The organism is Chrysiogenia bacterium, assembly GCA_020434085.1.
Lineage (GTDB): Bacteria > JAGRBM01 > JAGRBM01 > JAGRBM01 > JAGRBM01 > JAGRBM01.
On sequence record JAGRBM010000478.1, the window covers coordinates 1 to 5,963 of the forward strand.

Sequence of the window (5,963 nt, forward strand, 5' to 3'; positions counted from 1 at the left end):
AGCCGCTTCCTGACGGCGCAAGCGCGCCCGCGGCGCGCGCCCCTTGTGCCCATGAGAGCAGGGCGCTATAACAGCGCTCCTTGCCTCGCAGTGCGCCCGTAGCTCAGCTGGATAGAGTGTCGGCCTCCGAAGCCGAAGGTCGTGGGTTCGAATCCCGCCGGGCGCGCCATTCAGGACGACCCCTGTATTTGGCCAGTACGTCAAAGGGAAATGCCAAGTAATATCGGGCGGTTTCGCCCTTCACGGTGAGGTTCGAACACACCGCGCGGGCCAGTCTGGCCTTCTCTTCGCCGGTGGCGTTTTCCCACAGTGTTTCCAGAACCTTAGCGAGTTCGAACGCGCCCAGCAGGCGCTCCAGCGGATCGCCCACGTCCCTGTGCTCCAGTGATGCCAGTTCTGCCTCAATCCGCTCTTTCTCCACGCGCCAGGCATCGGTCTGCTCACGGTAGGTCTCGGCATCGACGGCGCCGTCGCTCAGCGCCGCGAAGGCGCGTTGCAGGCGCTGCTGGATCCTGGAGAGTGAGACCTTCAGGGCTTCAGCCTTTGCCTGCCGCACGTCGGTCGAGGAGGCCCTCTCTTCTTCGAGATAGCCCTTGAGCAGGTCGGACGCCTCAGCAGGCAGCATGGCAGCGCGGACGGCGCTTCGGATGTTCGCGTCGAGCGCTCGCTCGGGAACGTGGGCGTAGGGCCTCCCGGCCCTCTTGCAGGCGCCGCAGAAGCCGTATGTGTACTGCTTTCTGACGACCGTAATCGTGATGGACCGACCGCATTCCCCGCACTGGTAGGTTCCTGCGAGCGGGTGGGCGTGCTTGTAGTAGACCTTTTCGGGCTTTCGGTGATCCGAGAGACGCTTCAATATCCGCTCGTGGGTTTCCCACGAGATCAGCGGCTTGTGCTGGAAGTTCGTGACGAGCTTTCCCTTGAAGTAGAACGGCCCGGCGTAGACAGGGTTCGTCACCCATCGGTGAATCGAGCTGCGGGTCAGCGGCTTGCGGTAGTAACGAATGCCGCGCCTGCCTGCCTCCTCGGTGAGCCGAACGAGGGAATACTCGCCGGTGGCGGCAAGCTCCAGGACTTCCCGCATGAGCGGGCCCTGCACGGGGTCGATCTCGATGCCGGCGCGCTTCACCTTCCGGTATCCCGGCGGTGCGAGATGAATCCAGTAGCCCAGGTCGGCTTGCTGTTTGAGACAGGCTCTTACGCGCGATGAGAGATGCCGCGTCTCGCTCCGGGCGAAGAGGGCCATCATGTCGAAACGATCCCATTCGGACGGGGGAGCCTCGGGGTGCAGGTGGAAGCAGTCGAGTGCCGCGTGAATGTGCTTACCGTGGTGAAGAACAAGACCCGCAAGGCGGGCATGGTCCCAGATGTTCCGGTTGGAGCGGTCCACCTTGTAGAAGACAATATGCCGGATGTCGGGCGATGCCTCGAACTCCGCGAGCATGGCCTGAAACTGCTGGCGCTGTCCCTCGGACGTGGCCGTCTCGGCCACCTGCCAGATTCGGGCGAGTTCGAGGCCCTTCTCCCGGCAATAGCGCTCCATCGCCTCGGCCTGAAGCCCCAGTGAAATGCCGCCCTGGGCCTGCTCATCGGTCGAAACGCGGGCGAATGCGAAAGCTCTTTCCATGTTTGAAGCTCCCGTTGGTGAGTATATCGCAACCCGAAAAGAGGAGCCCGCCGCGTGGGCGGAAAGTTCGAACGTCCCGTCAGGGGTGTTTCAGCTCCAGGCGGGCGGCAATGGCGCGGAGGGTGTCTCCGACCGTTCGCAGGCGGGTTCGAACCTCAACCAATTCGTCCGGTCTCAGCGGACGACCGGCCAGTGATTCAAGCAGCACAGGGAAGGGGAGCCTTCCGCTCGAACCGGCCTTGCACGACGCAGGCGAGGCTGCGTCCTCGCAGGTCTCATTCGGACACATGCTCGCAGGTCCGTTGCTGCTGCAGGAAGGACGCAAGGCCGGAGGGTCTCTCGCACTTTGGAACCCAGAGGATCGCGTTCATGGGTTCGAGCGAGGCGAGGACTTCGGTTTCGCTTACGCCCAGCGCCTCGGCGATCCAGCGGACTTCGTCGAGGTTCGGCCTGACACGCCCGCTCTCAATGCGCGAGAGTGTCGTGCGGACGATGCCGGTTTTGTGGGCGAGTTCCTTCTGGGAGAATCCCTTGATCTTGCGGAGGTGGGCGAGGCCCTGAATGGGTGTCTTCATGCACGCAGCATGTCGGAACCCGGAGTGAACAAAAATAGACTTTGGGTGCGCGCGGAAAGTCTACAGCGATGAACCAGCGGGTAGCGGGGCGACTTACCTGTTTCCTGCCCGGTCGGCCCGCACTTCGATCCACCTGGAATCGGATTCGCCCAGTTCGTTCTGGGTCAGCAGGAGGTGCTTGCCCGGCTCGGGAATCCACCACAGGCGTTCATCGGGCAGGGCTTTTCCGAGGAACTCCCCGTCGACGAACCAGCTGAGCGGCGCGCCGGAGGCACCCTCGGCTTCAAGCGGAATTTCCTGCTCGGTTGCCGAACGTCCGCCAATCAAAAAGACCACGTGTCCTGGAGGCGGTGAGATGATTGCGGGGCGCCCCTCGGATGCTGCGCGCCTGCACTCGGGGGCAAACGAGGGTGGTTCGGGCAGGGTGCGGTAGCGGTCCTTGAGCCACCTGCGCACGTTCGCGGGCCAGCGCAGAAAGGTCTGGGGCGCGTGGCGGCGGCCCTCCATGCACAGCGGGCCCAGCGCGTGGCCCGTCTCGAGGTCGATTTCCCGCCGGGTGTGGAAGGGGCAGGGTTTCGAGGGCACGCTCTGGCCGCGGGCGAGGGCTTCAATCGTGTGCGGGCAGGCATCGGTATGGACGTAACCCGAATAAGCGCAGAGCTTTACCGGTCGAAGGTCCGCCGGCGGCAAGTCCCGGTGGCCCGCATCCTCGGCGGAGGCGAGTCCCTCCAGCAGGTCGAAGAGGATCGGCCCGGCGGCATCGGCCCCAACGAGCCTGTTGCTAGGTGAGTTGTCGAAGTTGCCGAGCCACACGACGGCGGTATGGCGGGGGCCCGAGCCCGATGCCCAGGCATCGCGGTGGCCGAAGCTAGTGCCCGTCTTCCAGTGGATGCTCGGCGGCATGGCCGAGTAATCACGCCGCCCCGGAAAATCCGGGCGATCCCGGAGCGAGAGCGTCTGCCGGGTCAGATAGGTGGCACCCTCGGAAAAAGCGGAGAATCCCTCCGGGGAGATCTCAGTAGCAGGCCGGGAATCCCCCGCGCGTTCCAGCAGTTCCAGATGCCGGTAGCGGCCGCGATTGGCGAGGCTCGCAAAAAGACCGGCGATTTCGAGCGGGGTGATCTCGACGCCGCCGATTGCGGCTGAAAGGCCGTAGTAGCCCGGCTCACTCCGAAGACTTCGCACGCCCATGGATTGCAGCCTGCCCAGGAATCGCTCGACTCCCACCTTTCCCAGCAAATTCACGAAGGGGACGTTGAGCGACCAGGAGAGTGCTTCCTCCATGCGCACCAGGCCCCGGAAATCCTGGTCGTAGTTTTCGGGGGAGTAGGAGCCGTAGTGAACGGGAATGTCCTCCACCAGCGTCTGCGGAAGAACGATCCCCTGGTCGATTGCGGAGGCGTAGATAAAGGGCTTGAGCAGCGAACCCGGCGAGCGTGGCACGTCGAAGCCCACGATCTGGGCGCCGTGGTCGTCTTCGAGAAACTCGAAATTTCCGATCAGCGCCTCGATTCGCGCGCTCCGGTGGTCGGCGATCACGACGGCGCCGTTGAAAATGCCGTCGGCGGCAAGGCTCGCGCGAGCGCGGGTGAAGACGCCTTCGGCGAATTGTTGCGTGGTTTTATCGAGCGTTGTGTGAATGCGCGTTTCCAGCGGATTGTTTTCCAGAAGCCAGCGCGCGGCGTGGGGCGCCTCGCGGGGGAAGGGTTTCAGCGAATGGGGCGCGGCCTTGGTGAGAGTCGATTCCACCGAGACAGCGGGCCACGGCCAGGCGCGCTCGCCCATGCGCCGGAGGATGGCATCGCGGGCAGCCGTTAACCTGGCAATATGCGGCTTCGTGGGGTAGCGGCTGTTTGGGTTCTGCGGCACGGCAAGAAGGGTGGCGATCTCCGAAGGCGAAAGCGCGTCGGCCCGATGGCCGAAGTAGGCGAGCGAAGCGGCTTCGAGGCCCTCGATGTTGCGCCCATAAGGGATGAAGCTCAGGTAGGCCTGGAGGATCTCCCGCTTGGATAGGCGCAGTTCCAGCTGCAACGCGCGCAGGGCCTCGATGAATTTGGAGCTGAGGCTGCGCGGCCGGGGTTCGAGAACGCGCACGAGCTGCATGGTCAGCGTCGAGGCGCCTGATACCACGCCGCCCGCGGAGACGTTCTGGAAGAGCGCCCTGACAACCGCCAGCGGGTCCACTCCGGGATGCCACCAGAACCTGCCGTCCTCGATCTCGACCAGGGCCGCCAGATAGTTGGGATCGACTTCGTCCACGGAAACGGGAATCCGCCACTTGTCGTCGGTCGAGAGCGTTACATATGCGGGCGTTCCGTCCCGGAAGTAGACCACCCGCGATGGGCCCGCGAGGAGCCGCTCAGGCAGTGGAACAAGATACGCGGTGGCAACTACGCCCGCGCAGAGCCCGAGCACTACAAGTGCGACTGCCCTCAGTGGAGAGCGAACTATTCGAGATAGGAGGCCCAAGGCCCGCTCACCTCAACCACGGTTCCCGCCGCCCGCGCCCATTGCTGGGGATCGTACATCGCTTCTGCGGCAACGGGCGGGATTGTATAGGAGCCCGCCAGCGTGGCGCGAAGCGCATAGACCACCTTGCGTGATTCGCGCGCCTTGAGCGCGCCGAAGACCTCGAATCGGTCATCGCGAATGTTCATGTAGTCGATTTCCCATTGCTCGCTTTGCTGCACCCAGTTGACGGCATTGTCGCGCCCGAGCCGGGGGTTCTCAATTTCCCAGCCGGCGGGGAAACGGTCCACCAGGGCGACGTTCCGAATGTCCTCGCGTGTCTGGTTGGTGAGCGTCAGCTCGACGAATACCAGGTCGCCAAGGCCCACCTTGGAGCCGGGGAACTTGAGTTCTGTGCCATCGGGTTTGAAGTAACGTCGCCGAATGTCGAGATCGTGCCCGCCGAGCTGGTAGGTCGCGTTCTCGCGGACGCCCTTGCTGGAGAGAATCAAGTAGAGTTTGCCCTTGCCGGTGTCGCCGACGTTGAGTGTCAGGTCAGGGTACTCGCTGGCGCGGTAGACCGACCAGCTGCGTTCACTGCTCTGCCTGGGACTGCTTGCGGCCGCGAGTTCTTTCTTCCCGAACATGAGCTGCGGCGGGTCGAAATCACTGGAACCGCTTCCGGCGATCTTCCCGAGCGCGCTGAGGCTCCAGCCCAGCTCCTGCGTGGTGAAGTAGCGGCTCTCATTCTTTCGTAGGACCGCCGCAATCGCTTCGGCTTCCCTGTCTGCGACCGGGTCATTCCCGAACAGGTCGCCGAAAATGCTCAATGCGAATGCCCGGTGGCGGAGTGCCGAGTAGAAGCACCAGTCGTTCCACCGTCGATGGGCGATCTCCGTTCCCGGCAGCGACTTGAGATCTTGCTCATAGGTGCGGTCGCCGGTGAGGTAAAGCGCAGCCTTGAGCTGGTAGAGCTGTTCCTCTTTTTCCCATTCGGAGTTCCTGGGCCAGGCTTCAATGATCTGCGCAATGCGCGCCTTGCGCCCGCGCCCGGCAAGGGCGAGCACGTAGTGGGAGTATGCCTCGGCATTGGTCCAGTCGTTGCGGTACCAATATCCCGAACTCCACTCACTGCCGCCTGTATTGGCCGCGTTCTCGATGAAGTCGAGCGCCGCCTTGAGCCTGTCCTCGGGAACCTCGTAGCCGAGTTTTTTCGCATCGAGCAGCATGTGCGTCGCAAACGCCGTGGCCCAGTAATAGGGACGGGTGGTGCCCGGCCAGTAACCGAAACCGCCGCTGGCGGTCTGCATCGA

General features: G+C 63.8%; 4 protein-coding genes, 1 tRNA gene and 1 pseudogene. 2 read left to right on the forward strand and 4 right to left on the reverse strand.

The window, feature by feature from the left end; all coding sequences use genetic code 11:
• The first annotated feature begins 92 nt into the window (after window positions 1–92).
• Window positions 93–169 (forward strand) — tRNA-Arg (locus KDH09_16195).
• 672 nt (window positions 170–841) lie between these two features.
• Here KDH09_16195 and KDH09_16200 read toward each other — a convergent pair.
• Window positions 842–1,249, reverse strand: a pseudogene (locus KDH09_16200) (recombinase family protein).
• A 42-nt stretch (window positions 1,250–1,291) separates the two neighbouring features.
• Here KDH09_16200 and KDH09_16205 point away from each other — a divergent pair.
• Window positions 1,292–1,567, forward strand: a complete 276-nt coding sequence (locus KDH09_16205; protein ID MCB0221241.1) for a hypothetical protein — start codon at window positions 1,292–1,294, stop codon at window positions 1,565–1,567.
• Between the two features lie 335 nt (window positions 1,568–1,902).
• On the opposite strand, the gene KDH09_16210 is transcribed toward KDH09_16205, so the two are convergent.
• The 3 genes from KDH09_16210 to KDH09_16220 all read right to left on the reverse strand — a co-directional run.
• Window positions 1,903–2,202 carry a helix-turn-helix transcriptional regulator gene (locus KDH09_16210; protein MCB0221242.1) on the reverse strand — a complete coding sequence of 100 codons (300 nt, stop codon included), beginning with the start codon at window positions 2,200–2,202 and terminating at the stop codon, window positions 1,903–1,905.
• A gap of 93 nt (window positions 2,203–2,295) precedes the next feature.
• Window positions 2,296–4,653 (reverse strand): penicillin-binding protein 1C, encoded by a 2,358-nt coding sequence (pbpC, locus tag KDH09_16215; protein MCB0221243.1) that lies wholly within the window; start codon window positions 4,651–4,653, stop codon window positions 2,296–2,298.
• Window positions 4,650–5,963, reverse strand: a 1,314-nt coding sequence (locus tag KDH09_16220) for a hypothetical protein (protein MCB0221244.1), incomplete at its 5' end; no start/stop codon positions are given. The genes pbpC and KDH09_16220, both read right to left, overlap by 4 nt.

What these genes read in the sequence shown, in the direction of transcription:
- KDH09_16210 (MCB0221242.1), bottom strand. Translation starts at nt 2,202, where the DNA reads ATGAAGACACCCATTCAGGGCCTCGCCCACCTCCGCAAGATCAAGGGA.